At 73.1% G+C, this 19682-nt stretch carries 21 protein-coding genes; 9 read left to right on the forward strand and 12 right to left on the reverse strand.

The annotated features are described in order from the left end of the window. Nucleotides 1-244: 244 nt before the first annotated feature. The gene (locus WCD41_RS03520; protein WP_337711983.1) at nucleotides 245-970 is read right to left on the reverse strand and encodes a 2OG-Fe(II) oxygenase; all 726 of its coding nucleotides are present in this window, start codon (nucleotides 968-970) and stop codon (nucleotides 245-247) included. 137 nt (nucleotides 971-1107) lie between these two features. On the opposite strand from WCD41_RS03520, the gene WCD41_RS03525 reads away from it, so the two are divergent. Further along, on the forward strand, nucleotides 1108-2667 hold the full coding sequence (locus WCD41_RS03525; protein ID WP_337711984.1) for an alpha/beta hydrolase: 1560 nt from the start codon (nucleotides 1108-1110) through the stop codon (nucleotides 2665-2667). A gap of 7 nt (nucleotides 2668-2674) precedes the next feature. On the opposite strand, the gene WCD41_RS03530 is transcribed toward WCD41_RS03525, so the two are convergent. The 3 genes from WCD41_RS03530 to WCD41_RS03540 form a co-directional block, all read right to left on the reverse strand. Continuing rightward, a complete protein-coding gene (locus WCD41_RS03530; RefSeq protein WP_337711985.1) occupies nucleotides 2675-3469 on the reverse strand; it encodes an amino acid kinase family protein in 795 nt (264 codons plus the stop codon). Then, complete coding sequence (locus tag WCD41_RS03535; RefSeq protein WP_337711986.1) at nucleotides 3466-4302, reverse strand: amino acid kinase family protein; 837 nt, start codon at nucleotides 4300-4302, stop codon at nucleotides 3466-3468. The genes WCD41_RS03530 and WCD41_RS03535 overlap by 4 nt, the downstream gene beginning before the upstream one ends. Nucleotides 4303-4545: 243 nt before the next feature. Next, nucleotides 4546-4821 carry a DUF4242 domain-containing protein gene (locus WCD41_RS03540; protein ID WP_337711987.1) on the reverse strand — a complete coding sequence of 92 codons (276 nt, stop codon included), beginning with the start codon at nucleotides 4819-4821 and terminating at the stop codon, nucleotides 4546-4548. A gap of 127 nt (nucleotides 4822-4948) precedes the next feature. Here WCD41_RS03540 and WCD41_RS03545 point away from each other — a divergent pair, with 127 nt between their 5' ends. Next, nucleotides 4949-6004, forward strand: coding sequence for a phenylacetaldoxime dehydratase family protein (locus WCD41_RS03545; protein WP_337711988.1), 1056 nt, complete (start codon nucleotides 4949-4951; stop codon nucleotides 6002-6004). A gap of 19 nt (nucleotides 6005-6023) precedes the next feature. On the opposite strand, the gene WCD41_RS03550 is transcribed toward WCD41_RS03545, so the two are convergent. Next, nucleotides 6024-7172 carry an LLM class flavin-dependent oxidoreductase gene (locus WCD41_RS03550; protein ID WP_337711989.1) on the reverse strand — a complete coding sequence of 383 codons (1149 nt, stop codon included), beginning with the start codon at nucleotides 7170-7172 and terminating at the stop codon, nucleotides 6024-6026. A gap of 124 nt (nucleotides 7173-7296) precedes the next feature. Beyond that, nucleotides 7297-8298, reverse strand: coding sequence for an AraC family transcriptional regulator (locus WCD41_RS03555; RefSeq protein WP_337711990.1), 1002 nt, complete (start codon nucleotides 8296-8298; stop codon nucleotides 7297-7299). A 175-nt stretch (nucleotides 8299-8473) separates the two neighbouring features. Between WCD41_RS03555 and WCD41_RS03560 the strand changes: the two genes are divergently transcribed. From WCD41_RS03560 to WCD41_RS03570, 3 genes are read left to right on the forward strand one after another with little or no spacing between them, the layout of a single operon-like run. After that, on the forward strand, nucleotides 8474-9031 hold the full coding sequence (locus WCD41_RS03560; RefSeq protein ID WP_337711991.1) for an NAD(P)H-dependent oxidoreductase: 558 nt from the start codon (nucleotides 8474-8476) through the stop codon (nucleotides 9029-9031). 55 nt (nucleotides 9032-9086) lie between these two features. Beyond that, nucleotides 9087-10535 carry an aldehyde dehydrogenase gene (locus WCD41_RS03565; RefSeq protein WP_373695076.1) on the forward strand — a complete coding sequence of 483 codons (1449 nt, stop codon included), beginning with the start codon at nucleotides 9087-9089 and terminating at the stop codon, nucleotides 10533-10535. Nucleotides 10536-10582: 47 nt separating this feature from the next. Further along, entirely contained in the window at nucleotides 10583-11044 is a 462-nt protein-coding gene (locus WCD41_RS03570) for a group II truncated hemoglobin (protein WP_337711993.1), read from the forward strand. A 7-nt stretch (nucleotides 11045-11051) separates the two neighbouring features. Here WCD41_RS03570 and WCD41_RS03575 read toward each other — a convergent pair whose 3' ends face one another. Beyond that, nucleotides 11052-11477: a MerR family transcriptional regulator gene (locus WCD41_RS03575; protein ID WP_337711994.1), complete on the reverse strand. Its 426-nt coding sequence runs from the start codon at nucleotides 11475-11477 to the stop codon at nucleotides 11052-11054. Between the two features lie 55 nt (nucleotides 11478-11532). Between WCD41_RS03575 and WCD41_RS03580 the strand changes: the two genes are divergently transcribed. Continuing rightward, nucleotides 11533-12378 carry an SDR family oxidoreductase gene (locus WCD41_RS03580; protein WP_337711995.1) on the forward strand — a complete coding sequence of 282 codons (846 nt, stop codon included), beginning with the start codon at nucleotides 11533-11535 and terminating at the stop codon, nucleotides 12376-12378. Nucleotides 12379-12382: 4 nt separating this feature from the next. Here the strand turns inward: WCD41_RS03580 and WCD41_RS03585 are convergent, their stop codons facing one another. Continuing rightward, nucleotides 12383-13861, reverse strand: coding sequence for an HNH endonuclease signature motif containing protein (locus WCD41_RS03585; protein WP_337711996.1), 1479 nt, complete (start codon nucleotides 13859-13861; stop codon nucleotides 12383-12385). A 242-nt stretch (nucleotides 13862-14103) separates the two neighbouring features. Here WCD41_RS03585 and WCD41_RS03590 point away from each other — a divergent pair, with 242 nt between their 5' ends. Then, the gene (locus WCD41_RS03590; protein ID WP_337711997.1) at nucleotides 14104-14916 is read left to right on the forward strand and encodes a GrpB family protein; all 813 of its coding nucleotides are present in this window, start codon (nucleotides 14104-14106) and stop codon (nucleotides 14914-14916) included. 12 nt (nucleotides 14917-14928) lie between these two features. On the opposite strand, the gene WCD41_RS03595 is transcribed toward WCD41_RS03590, so the two are convergent. The 4 genes from WCD41_RS03595 to WCD41_RS03610 form a co-directional block, all read right to left on the reverse strand. After that, nucleotides 14929-15621, reverse strand: coding sequence for an ankyrin repeat domain-containing protein (locus WCD41_RS03595; protein ID WP_337711998.1), 693 nt, complete (start codon nucleotides 15619-15621; stop codon nucleotides 14929-14931). 67 nt (nucleotides 15622-15688) lie between these two features. Continuing rightward, the gene (locus tag WCD41_RS03600) at nucleotides 15689-15970 is read right to left on the reverse strand and encodes an SHOCT domain-containing protein (protein WP_337711999.1); all 282 of its coding nucleotides are present in this window, start codon (nucleotides 15968-15970) and stop codon (nucleotides 15689-15691) included. Nucleotides 15971-15986: 16 nt separating this feature from the next. Then, nucleotides 15987-16424, reverse strand: a complete 438-nt coding sequence (locus WCD41_RS03605; RefSeq protein WP_337712000.1) for a DUF6325 family protein — start codon at nucleotides 16422-16424, stop codon at nucleotides 15987-15989. A gap of 194 nt (nucleotides 16425-16618) precedes the next feature. Further along, nucleotides 16619-17677: a homocysteine S-methyltransferase family protein gene (locus WCD41_RS03610; RefSeq protein WP_337712001.1), complete on the reverse strand. Its 1059-nt coding sequence runs from the start codon at nucleotides 17675-17677 to the stop codon at nucleotides 16619-16621. 190 nt (nucleotides 17678-17867) lie between these two features. Here WCD41_RS03610 and WCD41_RS03615 point away from each other — a divergent pair, with 190 nt between their 5' ends. Together WCD41_RS03615 and WCD41_RS03620 are read left to right on the forward strand one after the other, a co-directional pair. Continuing rightward, complete coding sequence (locus tag WCD41_RS03615; RefSeq protein ID WP_337712002.1) at nucleotides 17868-18476, forward strand: dihydrofolate reductase family protein; 609 nt, start codon at nucleotides 17868-17870, stop codon at nucleotides 18474-18476. A 49-nt stretch (nucleotides 18477-18525) separates the two neighbouring features. Continuing rightward, the gene (locus tag WCD41_RS03620; RefSeq protein ID WP_337712003.1) at nucleotides 18526-19680 is read left to right on the forward strand and encodes a cobalamin-independent methionine synthase II family protein; all 1155 of its coding nucleotides are present in this window, start codon (nucleotides 18526-18528) and stop codon (nucleotides 19678-19680) included. Nucleotides 19681-19682 lie beyond the last annotated feature (2 nt).

The following is a 19682-nucleotide window of genomic DNA, read 5'->3' on the forward strand; positions in this document are numbered from 1 at the left end:
GTGAGGGCCTGGTGATCTTGCGGGACCGACCCGCGGCGACGATCAGGAAGCCGAGCATCCCGCCCGCGCCCCGACGAGGGTGCACGCCGCACTCGCAAGCTCGTCGGGAAGGTGGCCGCGCCCCGGCGAGCGCCGAGCATCCCGCCCGCGCCCCGACGATCGAGTGCGTGGCGTTACGGACACTCAACGTCTGCGGCGCCACGCCGCTGACACGACACGCTGGCGACGACACGCCGAGACGTGCTCAGCGGGCGTTGTGGAAGATGATCCCCAGGACATGGCGCTGCCCGGAGTGCACGGCCGAGACGCCGTGGCGCATCTGGACGCGGTGGTAGCCCCGCGAGCCCTGCTTCGGGCGGTAGCGCACCGGGAAGACCACGCCCTCCCCGAGCCCGGGGCGCACGACCATCGGTCGCGACTGCTGGCGGGGGCGCTGCTCGACGAACACGCTCTCGCCGCCGGTGAAGTCGACGTCCGGCGTGTTCAGCATGATCAGCAGCTGGAGCGGGAAGGTCAGGTCGCCGTAGACGTCCTGGTGCAGGCAGTTGTAGCCGGTCGGCCCGTAGCGCAGCACCAGCGGCGTGGGCTTGTGCTGGCCGGCGGCCGCGCAGCGCTCGACGAGCCCCTCGTGCTCGGCCGGCCAGCCCTCCTCGCCGAGCACCTCGGCCCAGCGGTTGGCGACGCCCGCGAGCCCCGGGTAGAGGCGCTCGCGGAGGGTCTGCACGAGCGGGGGGAGCGGGTCGGCGAAGTAGCGGTAGCGGCCCTCGCCGAACGACAGCCGGGCCATCTCGACCGTCGAGCGGAACGCCTCGTCCCGGTCGAACACGTCGATCATCTCCGCGCACTGGGCCGGGTCGAGCAGCCGCCCGGTCGCCGCGTAGCCCTCGCGGTCGAGGGACTCGCCGATGCCCGTCCAGTCGAGGCCGTCCAGCGCGGGCAGGGCAGGGTGGTCGGTCGTCGTGGGCGCCATGCTGCGGAGAACACCGCCCGCCCCGCCCGCGTGGCAGCAGCACCGGGCCACTGTCCGATAGGCGACAGATCTGGTGTCATGGCGTCACCAGATCCTTGTAGCTTGACCTCACTTGTCCCTCGAACGGGTGGTGGGTCATGACGCTGAGTCGCAGGGCCCGCGCTGTTCGCTGGGCCGTCGTCGCCGCGTGCGCGGCCCTCGCGGTCGCCTGCTCCTCCACGTCGCCGCAGGTCAGCGCGGCGGCGGAGACCGCTCCGGCGGCCCCGGCGATCGCCTGGGGTCCGTGCGCCGCGCCGAACGACCAGAATCCGGCCCTCCAGTGCGCGCGGGTCCCGGTGCCCCTCGACTGGACCGCACCCGAGGGCCGGCAGATCGAGCTGGCCGTCATGCGCCGTCTCGCGAGCAGGCCGCAGGAACGGATCGGCTCGATGCTCGTGAACCCGGGCGGACCCGGGCAGAGCGGGGTCGACCTGGTGGCGGGCGGCGGCGAGGACTTCGATCGCTGGGGTGGCGGCCGGTTCGACGTCGTTGGCTGGGACCCACGGGGCACCAACGACAGTTCGCCGGTCGAATGCTTCACCTCGCCCGAGGAGGAGGCGCGGTTCTGGGCGGGCGTGAGCATCCCGGCGACCGCGGCCGAGTCGCAGGCCTACGCCCAGCGCACCACCGACCTGGCGCGGCGCTGCGGCGAGGTCAGCGGCGAGCTGCTGAACCACGTCTCCACCGCCGACACCGCCCGCGACCTCGAGGCGCTGCGCGTCGCCGTCGGGGATCCGCAGCTCACGTACGTGGGCCTGTCCTACGGGACCTTCATCGGCCAGACGTACGCCAACCTCTTCCCCGACCGGGTGCGGGCGATGCAGCTCGACGGCCTCATCGACGCGGTCGAGTACTCCGAGGGCGCCGAGGCGCGGACCGTCGGCGACGTCGCGCACACCGACGAGGTCTTCGCCCGGTTCCGGGAGCTGTGCCAGCAGGCCGGGCCCGCGGGCTGTGCGCTCGCCCGCGGCCCCGAGACCGTCGACCAGCGCGTCGCCGCCCTCTTCGACCGGGCCCGGCGGGGGCCGATCCCCGCGCCCACCGCCACCCCGCCGGGCGAGCTCACCTACGGCGACCTGCAGACGTCCACCTTCACCCCGCTGCGCGTGCCGGAGATGTGGCCGCAGTTCGCGGCCGACCTCGACGCGGCCGCCAACGGGGACGCCTCGAACCTCGCGACGTCGGCCCAGCAGTACCAGTCCCCCGAGGGGTACCGGTCGAGCGTCACCTCGTCGGCGATCTCCTGCCTCGACGGGCCGGCACGGCAGCCGGTGACGGCGTGGCCCACCGTGGTCCCGGAGTTCGACCGCAGCAGCACGCTGTGGGGCGCGGTCAACGGATGGTGGCTCTGGGCCCCGTGCGCGTCGGGATGGCCCGGGCGCAGCGACGACCGCTACGCCGGGCCGTGGAACGCTCGGACCCCGAACCCCGTCCTGCTGATCAACAACCGCTGGGACCCGGCGACCGGGATCCGCAACGCCGAGGCCACGCAGCAGCGGCTCGGGAACGCCGTCCTGCTCGTGCAGGAAGGCTACGGCCACCCGACCTACCAGGACCCCGGCGCGTGCGTCGACGCGGCGCGCGAGCGCTACCTCGTCGACCTCGTGACGCCGCCGCCGGGCACGGTCTGTCAGCCGGACAGGCCGCCGTTCCCCTGAGCCGTGGTCAGACCGCGGTGACCGTGACGCCGCCCTTCCCGGCGAGCGCGTCGGTGAGCGCGCCGCGGGTGGTCCCGTCGACGAGCGTCATCGACCGCACGTGGCGGGCGAGGCCCAGGCGCTCGAGCGCGAGCCGGTCGACCGGGAGGTCGCCGTCGCGGGCGAGCAGCTCCTTCGCCGAGACCTCGTCGGGCAGGCCGGCGAGCGACGCGGTGTCGCGCACGTAGACCAGCCGGGACGCCCCGAACGCGTCGGCGAGCAGCAGCGCGCCGGTGTCGGTGCGGTGGACCGGCAGGCGTCCGGTGGTGGTCGGGAACTCGTGGACCCCGTAGGGCGGGTAGCCGTTGGAGACGGCGGCGTTCGCGGCCGCCAGGTGGACCGGCAGCTGGCCCGCGACGGTCTGGTGCGGCAGGTACGACACGCCCTCGGACGCGAGCAGCGAGGCCACGAGCCGGCCGTTCTGCTCGGCCTCGGTGGCGGCGAGCCCGGCGAGGGCGCCGGTGGGCAGCCCGAGGTCGAGCCCGATGCCCAGCACGTGGCGGGCACGGATGCCGGCGCCGGTGAGCAGCAGCATCTTGTGCTCGGGCAGCAGGGACCGGATCTCCTCGGTCAGCGGCACCAGCACGTCGCGCCCGCGGTCGACGATCGTCGACCCGCCGAGGACGACGACCTCGAGCCACGGCAGCAGCCGGACCCGGGGGACGTCGCCGGGCTCGGCGGAGCGCACGAGGTCGCGGTCGAGCAGGGTCTGGCGGACGAAGGCCGACTCGACGTCGCGGCCCTGGCGGTCGTCGGGGGTCACTGCGAGCCTCCGGAGATGATCGTGCCGACGTGCTCGCCGGCGAGGGCGCGGGTGACGGTGCCGGGCACGAGGCCGTTGACGACCTGCACCGACCGGACGTGGCGTGCGTCGCGCAGCAGCTCGAGCATGCCGCGCTCGAGGACGAGGTCGGGCAGGTCGCGGGCGAGCAGCTCGTCGACGGTGATCTCGGGGATGAACGTCGCCGCGGGGTCGTTCTTCGGGTTCGCGGTGTACAGCCCGTCCTCGTCCTTGACGAAGATCATCTGCTGGCACGCGTAGGTCTCGGCGACGAGGTAGCAGCCGGCGTCGGTGCGGTAGGGCGGGATGACGCCCTCGTGCGGGACGCGCTGCCAGAGCCCATAGGGGGGCATGCCGGGGAAGATCGCCGCGCCGACCTCGGCGAGGCGCAGCGGCAGCGTCCCGAAGGCGTTGGCCTCGACGACGGGGATGCCGTGCTTCGCGAGCAGGAAGCCGAGCATCGTGGCGTTCTGGCCGGCGACCGCCGACCCCACGTCGGAGAGCACGCCGGTCGGGAGGCCCAGCTCCGCGGCGAGCGCGTAGGCGTGGCGGGCGCGGGTGCCGCCGCCGGTGCCGATGAGGAGCTTGTGGTGCTGCGTGGCGGCGACGATCTCGTCGATCAGGGGGAGCACGGCGGCGCGCCCCCGGTCCATCAGGCTCTGGCCGCCGATCTTGAGTACCGAGACGCCCGGCAGGACCGGGGTCTCGGGCGCCTCGTCGCTGCGCGCCGCCAGGGCGGCATCGTCGAGCGAGCGGTCGCTCAGCAGGGCGGCGAGATCGGCGAGACCCGCCGACCCGCTCGCGGACACGGACACCAGGAGGACCTCCTCGTCGGGAAACTGGGGGCGACCAGGGCCGAACGCGCCGGGTGCAGCGCATCGGCCCTGGTCACGGCCAGGCTAGGGGTGCGGAGGTGCCGTGGGTGGAGGGTGTCCACCGCGCGTCGGACCGCAGCTACGGGCCGCCGCGTCGCGGCGGCGACGTGGACGCGGGCGGGAGGGCCCGTCCACGTCGCGCCCACGGCGCCGACGTCCGACGGGATGACATCGGCCACAGCGTCAGTCGTTCGCCGTCCCCGGCCCGATGGTCGCGGCGACCTCGACGACGACGTCGGCGGGGAAGCCACCGCGCCGGGCGTGCTCGCGCACGGTGTCGATGTCGTCGGTGCGGTGCACGCAGTAGAACTTGTCCCCGGCGACGTAGCTGTGGCTCCACGTGTACGCGACGCCGAGCGAGTCGACGGCGTCGTTGGACGTCGTCGCGATCTCCCTGAGCTCCTCGGCCGACAGGCCTGCCGCGCCGGGGATGTTGCGCTCGATCATGAAGGTGGCCATGTTCCTGCTCCTCGTTCTCGTGTCTCGGCCTCGTGGCCTGCGACGACGCTAGGAGCGGGCGGCACGGCCCCGCGTCGGGAGAGAATCCCGATCGTTCGCCCGGCGGTACCCATCTCGGGAGGCACGCGTGGAATCCGCGATCGACACCCATCTGCAGCGCCCCCGCACGCTGTCGCGGCGCGTCCCCGACGAGTACGTGCCGCCCTTCCCGATCTGGGTCGCGCGTGCCGAGCAGGACGTCACGCGGGTCGCGATGGGCTGGTTCGGCGTGCAGTACCGGGGCGAGGAGCACCGGGACGAGGGATGGGCGACCCTGCGCGCGATCGTCGACGGGTTCGCGCTCGAGGACGGTCCCGGCGGGTGGGACGTCACGCACCACGTCGACGCCCAGGGCTGGGACACCCTCGTCGTGGTGGGGTACTGGCGCGACGCCGCGACCTCGCAGCAGTGGTTCGCGCGCCCGGAGGTCGCCGGCTGGTGGGACGCGCCCGACCGCCTGACGGCGAACGTCGGTGTCTTCCGCGAGATCCTCTCCCCGGGCGTCGACCGGTTCGAGACGCTCTACCCCTTCACCGAGGGCCTGCCGGGTGTCGGCGGGGTCCTCGACGGCGTCAGCGACCAGGTCACCGAGCACGCCTACTGGGGGGCGATGCGCGACCGCATCCCGCGCTCCCAGACCGACCGGATGAGCCCGGCGGGCCGGCTGCACGCCGCCGGCGACCCGGCACGGGGCGGGCGGGTCGTCGTGCGGGGGCACGAGAACGTGGCGCTCATCCGCTCCGGCCAGGACTGGACCGACTGCCCCGCCGAGGAGCGCGAGCTCTACCTCGGCGCCATCGAGCCGGCCCTGCACGACGCCATGGACTTCCTGCGCGACAAGGGGCAGCGCCTCGGCTGCTACAGCAACCGCTACGTGCGGGGCGTCGACCTCGACGGCACCCCGCTCGACACGACCTACGCGATCTCGTACTGGCGCTCGCTCGACCTGCTCGAGCGCTGGGCCGAGTCGCACCCGAGCCACCTCAACGTCTTCGTCGCCTTCGTCAGCCGGGCCCGGCACGTCCCGTCGTTGCGGCTCTACCACGAGGTCTCGGTGGTCGACGCGGACTCGCAGTACTACGAGTACGTCAACTGCCACCCCGGGACGGGGCTGCTGCGGGACGCGGAGAGGCCGGGCGCCTGACGTCGGCCGGGGGAGCCTGTCAGTACCGCAGCCCCGCCTCGCGCATCAGCGGCATGACCTCCGCGCCGAAGTGGTCGATCTCCTCGTTGTAGTCGAGGAAGCCCATGATCATGCCCTCCATGCCGGCGTCGGAGAGCCGCTGGAAGCCGTCGACCACCTGCTCCGGCGTCCCCACCAGCGGCTGGCCCGCCCAGCCGGCGATGAAGCGCTCCTGGAACTTCTCGATCTGCTCGCCGAACGACTGGCTCTCGACGCCGATGATGCTCATGAGGTGGCGGGCACCGGGCCAGTCGCCCTCGTCGATGATCCGCTGGTGGTCGCGCTTGGCCTCCTCCTCGGTGTCGCGGCACACCACGAGGCCGTAGGTCATCGTGCTGATCTGGCGCCGGTACTCCTCCTGCGCCTTCTTCTTGATCGCCTGCGTGTAGTCCGGCATCTTCTCCAGGTCCAGCGACGCGAAGTTGATGTCGACGTACTTCGCCGAGAAGTCCGTGCCCGCCGAGGAGTTGCCGGCGTTGATGAGCACCGGGCGCGGGTTCTGCACCGGCTTGGGCTCGGACTCGAGCTCCTTGGCCTGGAAGTACTTCCCGTCGAACGCGAACTCGCCCTCGGCGGTCCAGAGCCGCTCGACGAACTCGAGCCACTCCCCGCCGTACTGGTAGCGCTCGTCGTGCTCGAGCTGGCTGGGGTTGAACATGTGCATCTCGGGGGTGAACCAGCCCATCACCAGGTTCATCCCGTACCGCCCGCCCGAGATGTGGTCGATGGTCGTGGCCATGTTGGCGGCGACGATCGGGTGCACGGTCGGGATGTGGGTGGTCGTGAAGATGGTGATCTGGTCGGTGGCCTCGGCCAGGCCGGCGGCCCAGGTGAACGTCTCGAAGTTGGTGCCGTTGAAGTTGACGTTGCCGCCGAAGCCCTTCCAGCGGGCGACCGGGACCATCGCCTCCATGCCCAGTCTGTCGGCCTTCTGCGCGATCGACTTCGTGTGGTCCCAGGTGATCTCGTAGGTGGTCGGCGCGTCGGTCATGCACAGGCCGCCGGAGCAGTTCGACCCGAACAGCCCGAGCTTCATCTTCTGGTCGTTGAAGATGGACGGCTTGCCGGTCTCGCGCGGGTGCTTGAGCGGAATTTCCTGCTCGCGGCCGTACGTGATCGTCTGGACCATGGGGACCTCCGGCGTCGGGTCGGGGGAGCGCAGGGTGTGATCGCGACCACGCTAGACAGCGGTCACCGGCGCCGGACATCCGTCAGACGCAGCGATGCGTCCGAATCGCGCAGCGCCCGGGAGGTCAGCCCTGCCGGAGGGTCTGCGAGGGGAGCTGCCCGTACTTGCGCCGGTACTGCTCGGAGAACCGCCCCTGGTGCAGGAACCCCCAGGCGGCGGCGCGCTCGGTGACCGACGTGTCGCTCGGACTGGCCGCCACGAGGTCGGCGTGGACGCGGGCGAGGCGCACGTCGCGGACGTACTCGCTGGGCGAGACGCCGACGTTGCGGGCGAAGCTGACCTGCAGCGTGCGCGTCGACACCCCGAGGTGCCTCGCGAGTTGCGGGACGGTGAACGCGTCGGCGGCGTGGGCCTCGATGTAGTCGACGGCGCGGCGCACGAGGGCGGGGCGGTCCTCGCCGACGGGGGCGTGCAGCGCCTCGGTGTACTGGTGCGGCACGCCGTGCAGCAGCGCCGTCATCACGTACGTCTCGAGCTGCGCGCGGGCCAGCGGGGCCTCGGCGATGCCGCCGGGCCGGTCCATCTCGGTCTGCAGGAACCGCACCGCGGCCAGGAGGGCGGCCCCCGGACCGGTCGTGAGGTCCATCGTGACGTCGAAGTCGAGGGGGTCGTGGATCGGCCGCCCGAGCAGGCTCCCGAGGTGCTCCTCGAGCGGCCCGCGGTTGAACTTCATCGCGAACTGCGTCGCCTCCGGCGTCCACGTCACCGTCGAGTGCTCGGTCGGGAGCAGGACGGCCCCGCTGCGCCCGCCCGCGGTGATCGCGTGGTCCCGGCCGCCGCGGCGGGTGACCCGCGTGTTCCCGGAGAGGGTGAGGTTGACGTGGTAGCAGCTCTCCAGCGGGGGCAGGTCGAGCGAGGCGTTCGCCCCGTAGACGAGGTAGCCGAGCGTCATCCGCTCCGAGGCCACGCAGTTGAGCCGGGCGTCGAGGGGGCGCCCGCCGAGGGAGTCGAGCTCGTGGCGCACGTAGACCTCGGTGACCACGTGCTGGGCCTCGTCGACGTCGGCGGTGTTCATCACCGCGTGCCCGGCGAGGGGTTCGCCCGGGTCCCTGCTGGGTGCGCCCACTCGTGACCCCTCGCCCCGGTGCGACCGTGTCGCGGGACACAGTTGCAGGCAATCGAACGGAGTGGCAAGTCGATCGTGGACCGTCCGTGACGTGCGCGGATGCCCTGCGCATATCGGCTGTCGCGGTGCGCGTGACGGATGGGGCCGGGCCCCGGGTGCTTCCTAACCTCCGACGATGACCATCACGCTCCTCGGCGTCGTCGGGTCACCGTCGCCCGGAGGTCGGAGCTTCGCGGCGGCGCGTGCCCTGCTCGACGGCGCCGCGGCGGCCGGGGCGACGGCCGATGTGCTCGAGCTCGCCGACCGTCCCGACCCCGAGGCCATCCAGCGGGCCATCGAGGACGCCGACGGCATCGTCTTCGCCACCCCCACCTACCGCGCGCGCTCGAGCAGCCTCGTCAAGGGCGTCCTGGAGAACACCGGGCGCGGCGTCGCCGGCGACACCCGGGCCCCGCTCTTGGGGAAGGCCACCGCGATCGTGCACACCGGCGCGACGGCCCACCACTTCCTGGCCGTCGACGACCTGCGCGACGTGCTGGGCGGCTTCTTCGCCGCGCAGGTGCTCTCGCCGGGGCTGTACTTCGAGGGCGCCGACTACGTCGACGCCGACGGCATCCCGACCCTGACCGACCGCGCCCGCGAGCTCGCCGAGGCCCACGGCCGGGCGTTCGCCGAGTTCACCGCCGCGGTGCGTGCCGCCCCGGCAGTCCGGGCCCTGCGCCCCCTGCTCTGACCCCCGTCCCGACCGTTGAGGAGTGAGCTCCGTGGCCGACCTCGAGCAGTTCCGCATGCTGATCGGCGGCGAGTCCGTCGACGCGATCTCCGGGAGGACGTTCTCCTCCGAGAACCCCTACACCGGGCAGGCATGGGCGGAGATCCCCGACGGCGGGACCGAGGACGTCGATGGCGCCGTCGGCGCCGCGCGCGCCGCGCTGGACGGCGAGTGGGGGCGGATGACGGGGTTCGCCCGTGCGGCGTGCCTGCGCCGCCTCGGCGACCTCGTCGGGCAGAACGCGGAACGGCTCGCGACGCTCGAGGTCAACGACTCCGGCAAGCTCTACCGCGAGATGCTCGGGCAGCTGCAGGGCCTGGGCGGCTGGTACCACTACTTCGCCGGTCTGGCCGACAAGATCGAGGGCGCGCAGATCCCCTCGCCGAACCCGAACTACCTCGTCTACACCCGCCGCGAGCCCGTCGGCGTGGTCGCGGCGATCACGCCGTGGAACTCGCCGCTGCTGCTGATGACGTTCAAGCTCGCGCCCGCCCTCGCAGCCGGCTGCACGCTGGTGATCAAGCCCTCGGAGCACGCGCCGGCGTCCACCCTCGGGTTCGCCGAGCTGATCTCTCAGGCGGGCATCCCCGCCGGCGTCGTCAACGTCGTCACCGGGCTGGACCGCGAGACCGGCGCCCACCTCGCGTCGCATCCGGGCGTCGACAAGGTCGCCTTCACGGGCTCGACCGCCACTGGGCGGGCGGTCGGCAAGGCGGCCATGGAGAACCTCAACGCCGTGACCCTCGAGCTCGGCGGGAAGTCGCCGCAGGTCGTGTTCCCCGACGCCGATCTGCAGGCCGCCGCGAACGGGCTCGTCGCCGGCGTCTTCGCCGCCACCGGCCAGACGTGCATGGCCGGGTCGCGGCTCGTCGTGCACGCCGACGTCCACGAGGAGCTCGTCCGCCTGGTCGCCGAGCGCGCGTCGTCGATCAAGCTCGGCAACCCGATGGACGCGGAGACCGAGATGGGTCCGGTCGCGAACAGGCCGCAGTACGAGAAGGTGCTGGGCTACCTCGAGAAGGCCCGCGAGGAGGGCGCGACCGTCGCCTACGGCGGGGTGTCCGAGGAGAGCCTGGGGAGCTACTTCGTCCAGCCGACGGTGCTCTCGGTGCGGCCCACCGACACCGTCTACCGCGAGGAGGTCTTCGGCCCGGTGCTCTCGGCGGTGACGTTCACCGACGAGGACGAGGCGATCAAGCTCGCCAACGACACCCCCTACGGCCTCGCGGGGGCGGTGTGGACCAAGGACGTGCACCGCGCCCACCGCGTCGCCGCGCGCATCAAGGCCGGCTCGGTGTGGGTCAACGCCTACCGGGTGCTGTCGCCGAGCGTGCCGTTCGGTGGGTTCAAGCAGTCGGGCCTCGGGCGCGAGAACGGCGTGCACGGCGTCGACGCCTACCTCGAGACCAAGGCGGTCTGGGTGGAGCTCACCGGCGGGACGCGCGACCCGTTCACCCTGGGCTGATCCCGAGCCCTGTCGCCGGTGGTCAGGTGCTGATTACCGTGTTGCACGTGACGCCGACGTTGTACGAGTGGGCAGGCGGGTCGGAGGCGTTCCGCCGTCTCATCGACGCGTTCTACGACCGGGTCGAGTCCGACGACCTCCTCGCCGGGCTGTTCCCGGGCGGGGTCTCCGAGGCGCACCGCGCGCACGTGACGCTCTGGTGGATCGAGGTGTTCGGCGGGCCCGCGGACTACACCGCGACGCTCGGGGGCTACGAGCGGATGCTGGCCCACCACCTCGATCTCGGGATCACCGCCGACCAGCGCCGCCGCTTCGCCGAGACCATGAGCCGGGCGGCCGACGACGCCGGCCTCCCCGACGATCCGGAGTTCCGCGCGGCGTTCGTCGGCTACGTGGAGTGGGGAACGCGGCTGGCCCTGCACAACTCCCAGTCCGGTGCCGAGGTCGTCGAGCAGGCGCCCGTCCCGCGGTGGGGCTGGGGCGTCGCGCCGCCGTACCAGCCGTCCTGACCGTCGGTCACTCGCAGGTCGGGCCGTCGCGCCAGAGCTGGTCGGCGGTGCCCGCGGCGAGGGCCTCCTCGTAGATCTCGACCTTCGTGTGGATGACCGCCAGCGCCTCCTCGAGGTCGGCGACCTGCTGCGCGACCTTGCGCTCGTGCTCCCGCAGGATCGCGAACCGCTCCTCCTCGTTGCCGGACCCGGCGCGCACGAGGTCGACGTAGCGGTGGATCTCCGGCAGCGGCATGCCCGACGAGCGGAGCTTCGTGCAGACCCGCGCCCAGTGGGCCTGCTCCTCGGTGTAGAGGCGCCGGCCGGCGGCGTTGCGCCGGATGGGGCCCGCGAACAGGCCCTCCTGCTCGTAGAAGCGCAGCGTGTGGGTCGGTAGCCCGGTGCGCTCGCTGACCTCGCCGATGCTCAGGAGCGTCTCTGTCTCGGTGGTCACATCCCTCAGCGTACGGCGTTGACTTCAAGTCGGCTTGAACTCCTAGCTTCGGCTCATGGCTCTCACGTGGTTCATCACCGGAACGTCGTCCGGCTTCGGGCGGCTGCTGACCGAGCGCCTCCTGGCCCGCGGCGACCGGGTCGCCGCGACCCTGCGTCGGCCCGAGGCCCTCGACGACCTGCGCGCCGAGCACGGCGACCGCCTCTGGACCGGCCGGCTCGACGTCACCGACGCCGAGGCTGTGCACCGGGTCGTCGACGAGGCGTTCGCCGCGCTCGGCACGATCGACGTCGTCGTCAACAACGCCGGCTACGGGGTCTTCGCGTCGGTCGAGGAGGCCTCCGACGAGCAGATCCGCCAGGTGGTCGACACCAACCTGCTGGGCTCGATCCACGTCATCCGGGCCGCACTGCCGCACCTGCGGGCGCAGGGGCGCGGCCGCATCCTGCAGGTCACGACGGCGGGCGGGCAGACGACCTACCCGAACTTCAGCTACTACCACGCCTCCAAGTGGGGCATCGAGGGCTTCGCCGAGACGGTGGCGAAGGAGATCGCGCCGTTCGGGATCGGCCTGACGATCGTCGAGCCCGGCGCGACGCCGACCGGGTTCGGCAGCGCCCTCGTGACCGCACCGGTCATGCCGGAGTACGAGGACACCCCGGCCGGCCAGGTGCGTCGGGCCCTCCACGACGGCTCGTTCACGCTGCCCAACGACGCGGAGAAGATCGCGGGCGCCGTCGTCGACCTCGTCGACAGCGGGGAGACACCGCTGCGCCTCCCGCTGGGATCGGACACCTACGACGACGTCCGCGCCTCGCTCGTCGCGCGGCTCGCCGAGCACGACGCCCATCGCGACGTCGCGTACTCGGTGGTGAAGGACCCGGCGGCGGCCGTCCGCTGAGGGCTTAGGCCGCGGTCGGCAGGGGCGGTGCGGGGCCGCCGGGTCGTGGCTGCTGGGTCGGGTCCACCCAGGGTGGTGGCGTGAACCAGGGCCGCCGGTCGATCATCTCGACGTGCCAGCCGGCGTGGTGGACCTGCTGGTGGTGATGCGTGCAGAGCAGCACGAGGTTGTCGATCTCGGTGGGTCCGCCGTGGCCCCAGAACCTGATGTGGTGGGCCTGGCAGCGCCGCGGTCGTCGGGTGCAGCCGGGGAACGCGCAGCCTTGGTCGCGGACGGCCAGCGCGCGGCGCAGGGCGTCGGGGACGGTGCGGGAGCGCCGTCCGATGTCGAGGGGTTCGGAGCGACTGCCGAGGATCAGGGGGATGATGTCGGCGTCGCAGGCCAGCCGCCGCAGGGTGGCGGCGTCGACGAGGTGCTGGTCGTCGAGGACCCCGTGGCCGACCGCGCGGCGCAGCCAGTCGTGGTCGATGGTGACCGTGATCAGCGCCCGCCCCGCGCTCCCGACGGCCGTGGCCTGCGGGCTGGCGGGCCGGCTGGTGTTGGCGCCGTCGGGGCGTGCGTCGCCGGAGCGGCGGGGCGCGGGGATCAGCGCCTGCTGACCCTCGGTCGGCTCGGTCGGCTCGGTCGGCTCGTCGGTCGGCTCGTCGGTCGGCTCGTCGGTCGGCTCGGTCGGCTCGTCGGTCGGCTCGTCGTGGGTCCAGCCGGCCGGTTCGGGGGTGGCGGGCTGGTCGGGTCGGGGTTCGTGGCGGGTGTCGGTGATCAGCCCGCCGGGGCCGAAGGCGGCGGCGAAGAGCTCTTTGAGCGCTTCGGCGCGGCGCACGGCCACGTCGCGGTGGTCGTCGGGCCCGGCGGGGCGCGACATGACCTCGAATCCGTCGTCGATCATCGTGGCGGCGATGACGTCGCTGATGCGGGCGCGCAGGTCCATGGTGCCGTTGCGGTGGCGCAGCAGCTGCACGGTGTCCGGGCCGTCCTCGCCCGGTTTCGGGGCGGCGCCGTCGGGGTCGAGGTGGGCCAGCAGCCGCTGCGCGGCCCGGGTCAACCCGGCCGGGGACAGCGCCCGCGCCTTGGCCGCCAATGACTGCTCGGCCTCGGCCACCACCTCCGGGGTCAGGTGCTCGAGCTTGTCGATGCGGGCCATGGTCCGCCGGACGATGACGATGTGCGCCTCACCGACCGCGCCCTCGGCCAGCGCGGCCGCGGTGTGCGGCAGCCGCGGCGGCAGCGCTTCGCCGCTGACCGCGATCCGGGGGGTGAGGTCGCGGGCCTCCTCGACCAGCCGGGTCGCCTCGCGGCGGTCACAGCGGGCGAGGTTCTCCACCAGCCTCTCGACCAGCCGGTCCCCGGTCCGCTCGGCCACCCCGGCACGGTCGAGCTCGGCCACATCCTCGAGCAGCCGGTAGTGCTCCACCCCCCGAGCCGCGAAGCGGGCGCGGGTGCGGTCGAGCAGTGCCCGCTCCACCGCGCCGACCTGTTCGCTCATGCGTTCGAGTCTACCGCACATCGGCGACACCCGCGACAAGCGTTAACAACGAACGACAACCACGTCACCCCCGGCCGACCCTCCGGGCGGATCGCGGAGACGCTTCGAAATTCGAAGCATGTCCGTCGAGGAGTCGCCCGCTCCGATTCGGGTTACCGCCTGCCATGGGGCGGGCTGGCGGGCGTCTCCGCAGCGGGACCCGGAGTTGACCCGCACCTCGGGGCTCGGGTGGCATGGGCGGGATGAGCGGGACACCGCCCTTGATCCTCGGGACGGGTCCGTGGCTCGAGTCCGACGCCGTCGCCGCGTTCACGGCGCGGGCCTCCCCGGAGATCCGCGTCGTCGCGGTGCCCGAGCCCGTCGACCCCGCCCGGGCCCACCTGATCGTCGGCGGCGACGCCCGACCGGACGACGGCGCGGTCGACGCCCGCATCGCCGCCGGCGACCCCGGGGCGGTCGCGCGTCTCTGGGACCGGAGGGTGGCGCCGTTCGCGTACCTGCTCGCGCGTCGACAGCGGGCGCCGCGCACCCAGATCGTGTCGGTCGAGCCCTACGACGACGCCTGGCCCGCGGCCGCCCGGCGGCTGGTCCGCCGGCTGGAGGTCGCCCTGGGCGAGCGGGCCCTGCGCGTCGAGCACGTCGGGTCGACGTCGGTACCGGGAATGGCGGGCAAGGACCTCGTCGACCTCCTCGTCGTGGTCCCGGACCTCGACACCGTCGACGCCCTCGCCCGCGACGACTGGCACCGTGCCGGCGTCGTCCCCGTCTCCGGGAACCTCTACGGGATCGATCGCCACGACCGCGAGCACCCGCAGCGCGTGGCCGTGGACGCCGACCCGGGCCGGCCGCTCAACGTGCACCTGCACCCGAAGAGCTCGCCGGTGTGGCGGGAGCTGCTGGCGTTCCGCGACTGGCTGCGGGCCGACCCGGCGCACCGCGACGAGTACGTCGACCTCAAGCACCGGCTCGCCCGCGAGGCCGACGGCGACGTCAACGTCTACAGCCGGGCCAAGCGGACCTGGATCAACGCCGCGGTCGGGCGGGCCTTGGGATGAGGCGCGGGCTCCTCACAGCACCCGCGTGACGAGCTCGACCCCGTCGGCCGTGACGTGGTGCGTGCGTCCCGAGCCGCCGACGACCCGGCTCGCGCTGCGGACCTCCACGGTCGGGACGTCGGTGTCCTCAGCCCAGCGGCACGAGAAGCCCCCGTACATCCCGGGGACGCGGACCCACATCGTCGCGGCGGGGTACTCCAGCAGAGGCCCGATCTGCGGCTGCCGGAAGGGGCGGCCGAGTCGCCGCGTCCGGACCTCGACGAGCGCGTGCAGGAACGTCTCGAGGTCGGCCCGGGCCTCCTCGTCGAGCGCCAGCGCGGGCTCCGGGCGCAGCCGGTCGGCCAGCGTGACGTGGCCCAGGCGTCGGGCGACGGCCTCGGGGGTCTCGCCCTCGACGCTGCGCAGCGTGCGCCACGCCCCGCGCGTGACGAGGTCGCCGACGACGTCGGGGTGCGCCCCCTGCAGGGCCGCGTGGTGCAGCGGGGCCAAGCCACCGACGTCGCCGGCACGCAGCGCGTTCGGGCTCAGCGCCGCGGGGAGGTCGTCGTCGGTGCGGTCCAGCAGCGTCGCGACGTGGGCCCAGTGCCCCTGCTCGACGGCGTCGGACAGGGCGTCACGGAGGGCGAGGACCGTGGGCTCCAGATCGGAGCGTTCGACGACGGCGTCCCAGACGAGCTGCGTCGCGGCCGGAGCGGGGCGGACCATTGCGACCAGCGTGTCTCACGGAGATCGCCGTGTCAGTCCACCGTTCGGACCGCTGCGCTGCTCGTGGTCAACCTCCTAAGATCCGCCGCTTCTGCTCCTCGAACTCGGCGTCGGTCAGGATCCCCTGGCTCCTGAGCTCGCCGAGCTGCCGGAGCTGGTCGATCATGTCGGCCCCGCCCGCGGCGGGCGCGGGCTGCGGGGGCGGCGCGTACTCCGGGTACGGCGGTGGTGGCGGTGCCGCCTCGGCGGCCCAGCGCCCCGCCTGCCGGCGCGAGACGCGGTTGGAGACCGCGGTGGCCGTGCCGGCCACGAGTGCGGTGCGGGCGAGTCCTCGCAACAGTCCTGGCATGTCAGCGACTCCGTTCTCAGGCGGTGACCGAGGGCTCGAGCGCGGCCTCGACCTCGTCGACGGGGATGCGCCCGCCCGCGACCAGCTGGGCTCCCTGGCGTCCGAGCGCGGCGACGAGAGGCGCGGCCCAGACGTTCTCGTAGACGAGCACCGCGGCCGTCGCGCCCGGGTCGAGGACCGCGCCGGCCTCGTCGACGTCGTCCCGGCCCAGCAGGCCCGACGACGCCCCGGCGAACACGGTGAGGTCGAGCTCGCCGTCCCCGTCGAGGTCGGTGAGCTCGAGGCCGGTGATGACCCCGTCGGCGCCCTTGCTCAGGAACACCAGGTCGAGGATGCGGATCAGGCCGCGGTCGACGAGGTCGAGCAGCGGGGGCATCCCGGCGCCGGTCGGGGTGCCGGGCGGGAACTCGACGACGAGGTAGTCGATCGGACCGGTCGCTGCGGGCTCGCTCATCGGGTCGCCCTCCGCTGCCGGACGCTCACGAACAGGCTGCCCTCGGCGGCGAGCACCGCGCCGCCGAGGAAGAGCCGGGAGTTGACCCTGCGGTCCAGGGGATGGGACGCCATGGCGGACCTCCGTGGGTGGTCGATGCCGCCCACCGTGCGTCCCACCCCGGTGCTCCCACATCACCTGCGGGAGGTGAGGGGCTACAGCACCTTGCGGAACTCCTGGTTCGCCGCCCGGAGCTTCTCGTCCGCGCCGAGGTAGACGTGCTTGGACATGTCCGGCGAGTAGCGGCTGGCCGGCGGCGTGCGGCCCAGCGTCTCGGCCATCGCACGGAGGTGGTGCGGCGCCGCGCCGCAGCACAGGCCGAAGTACTGCACCCCGGCAGCCCGGGCCCGGCGCGTGAAGTCGGCGATCTCGTAACGGTGGCACGTGAACGGGTCGAGCGCGGTCGGGAAGGGGAGCTCCTGGGGGAGCGGCGCCGGCACCGGGTCGCGCAGGGCGTGGAACGTCGGCTGGTCGTCGGTGGTGCGGTAGGGCACCGGCAGGGCGGCGACCGGGACGTCCACCGCCGCCGCGATCGGCCCCAGCAGCGGCAGCATCGTCGCCGGGCCGCGCACACAGTTGAGGCCGACGACGTCGGCGCCCCGAGCGGCCAGCTCGCGGCAGGCCTCGGTGATCGACACGCCGTCGCGGGTCACCGGCTCCTGCCCCGCCACCAGCAGGATCACCGACGGCAGCCCGGTCTCGCGGATCACCTCGAGCGCGATGCGCGCCTCGCCGAGGTAGCGGAACGTCTCGCCGATGACGTAGTCGGCGCCGGCCTGCGCGGCCCAGCCGACCTGCTCGGTGAACATCTCGCGCACCGCGTCGTGCGACGCCGGATCGGCCGGGTCGTAGACGCCGGTGTTGCAGATGTTGCCGGCCAGCAGCGTGCCGGTGCTGTCGGCGACCTCGCGGGCGATCTCGAGCGCCTGCTTGTTGAGGGGCTCGAGGATCCCGTCCTTGCCGATCACGCGGAGCTTCTCGCGGTGCGCGTAGTACGTGAACGCCTCGACGACGTCGGAACCGGCGTGCACGAACTGCCGGTGCAGCGCGGCGACCTCCTCGGGATGCTCGAGCACCACCTCCGGGACGAAGGCCCCGGCCTGCAGGTAGCCGCGACGCTCGAGCTCGAAGAGGTAACCCTCGCCGCAGACGACGGGTCCGGCCGCGAGCCGCTCGCCGAGACGGTCGCGGGAGGGCTGCTGCGGAGTGGTCATGTGGGCCTCGCTCTCGTGACGGACATCACCAGGATCACGTGCCGCGCGGCCGTTGACCGCCTCGGCGCGATCGGTTCCGCCACTGCTCGGAGAAGTTCCGGCTTATGACCGATGTCGAACGAGGCCGTGCGGATTCGTCGACGAGGTGAGGGACCGGCACCGGGCCGGCCACCGCGTCACGGAGGACACCATGACCGCCACCTACACCTTCGACGTCTTCTCCAGCCTCGACGGCTACGGCTCCTACGGCGGCGACGGCGACTGGGGCGGCTACTGGGGCAAGCAGGGCCCCGAGCTGCTCGACCGCCGCCTCGCCTCGTTCTCCGAGCCCCAGCGGATGGTCTTCGGGCCGGGAACATTTCGTCAGTTCGTCGACATGCTGGCCGAGAGCACCGAGGACTCCGACGTGCGCGACCCGTGGGTGACCGCCATGCGGAACATGCCGATGACCGTGGTGTCGTCCACGCTGCAGGGACCGCTCGACTGGCCGGACGCCACCGTCGTGCCCGGCGACGCCGTCGACATCGTCGCCCGGCTCAAGCAGTCCTCCGACGTGCCGCTGCGCTCGCACGGCAGCCTGACGCTGAACTGGGCGCTCCTGGCCGCGGGCCTGGTCGACCGGATCCAGATCACGATCTTCCCGGTGATCACGGGACGGTCCGGCACCGAGCCGGTGCTGCGCGGCGCGGACGACTTCGACCTCGAGCTGCTCGAGCACCGGACGCTCGACGGGAACATCCAGGAGCTCGTCTACCGGCCCACGCTGCACGCCGGTTCCGCTGCCGCGAACGGACGTTGACGGTCCGATCACGCGCTCGCCAAGCTCCGCGGCGAGGGAGGTGGAGCCGGTGACCCGCATCCGCACCACGCACGTCGGGAGCCTCGTGCGGCCTCCCGAGCTCGTCGAGATCCTGCGCGCCCGCGAGCACGGGGAGGCGGTCGACGCCGACCACCACGCGGAGGTGCTCGCCCGGTCGGTCGAGGACGTCGTCGCGCGGCAGGTCGACATCGGCATCGACGTCGTCAGCGACGGCGAGTACGGCAAGTCCGACAGCTGGTCGCGCTACATCCGCGAGCGGCTGGGCGGCTTCACCGTCGCGGAGCCCGCGGGGGCGGTGACGGCGCGCTCCAACGTGCCGCCGGGCACCGACAAGCGGCTCTTCGGCGAGTTCTACGCCGAGTACGAGGCGTCGCAGGGCTTCGTCGGCGGCGGAGGGGAGTGGCGGGCGACGTCGCCGGTGCACTACACCGGGCACGACGCGATCGCGCGGGACGCCGCGAACCTCACCCGCGCCGCGGAGAAGGCGGGCGCCGCCGCCGCGTTCCTGCCGGTGGTGGCGCCCGCCAGTGCCGTCCCCCGTCCCACCCTGGACCACTACTCCTCCGAGGAGGAGCTGCTGTTCGCCGTGGCGGACGCGCTCAACGAGGAGTACCGGGCCGTCGTCGACGCCGGGCTGGAGGTGCAGGTCGACGACGCCCACTTCGCGATCACCTACGACGTCATGAACGGCGACCTGGCCGCCTACCGGGCGTGGGCGGAGGTGCGGACCGAGGCGTTGATCCGCGCCCTGGACGGCATCCCGCCGGAGCGCGCCCGCTACCACGTGTGCTGGGGCAGCTGGAACGCCCCGCACGTCGGCGACGTCGCCCTGCGCGACATCGTCGACCTCGTCCTGCGCGTGCCGGTGGGCACCTACTCCCTCGAGCAGGCCAACCCCCGCCACGAGCACGAGTGGCGCGTGTGGGCCGACGTCGAGCTCCCGGCCGGCAAGGTCCTCATGCCCGGACTGGTCAGCCACGCCACGAACGTCGTCGAGCACCCGGAGCTCGTGGCCGAACGGATCGTGCGGCTGGCGGAGCTCGTCGGCCCCGAGCGGGTCGTCGCGAGCAGCGACTGCGGCTTCGCCCAGGGGCCGCTGGTGCGCCGGGTCCACCCCACGGTGCAGTGGGCCAAGCTCGAGGCGCTCGTCGCCGGGGCGCGGCTGGCGTCGTCCCGGCTCTGAGC

Source organism: Actinomycetospora aeridis (assembly GCF_037400275.1).
GTDB lineage: Bacteria > Actinomycetota > Actinomycetes > Mycobacteriales > Pseudonocardiaceae > Actinomycetospora > Actinomycetospora aeridis.